Source organism: Monashia sp. HAY1-2A (assembly GCF_056755315.1).
Genome location: NZ_JBNDHY010000622.1, coordinates 1 through 219 on the forward strand (window position 1 = coordinate 1; position 219 = coordinate 219).

Consider the following 219-nt stretch of genomic DNA (forward strand, 5'->3'; position numbering starts at 1 on the left):
TCCGTCGTCGGCAGCGTCAGATGTGTATAAGAGACAGGCAAAGGGGTCTCAGGTGAGCTGCCGCGCGTACCTCGAGCGCATCCGGGACGCCGCGCGGGCGAGCAGCGGCCCGGTGACCCTCCTGTCTCTTATACACATCTCCGAGCCCACGAGACGCGTAGTAATCTGGGGAGGGGCGCGCTTTTTTTTAGAAGAGGGGGGGGGGGGGGGGGGGGGGGG

1 protein-coding gene is annotated in these 219 nt (G+C 66.2%); it reads left to right on the plus strand.

Annotated features, from left to right (window positions below; all coding sequences use genetic code 11):
• Positions 1–219, plus strand: a 219-nt coding sequence (locus tag ACPYOM_RS23285; RefSeq protein ID WP_481347787.1) for a hypothetical protein, incomplete at both ends; no start/stop codon positions are given.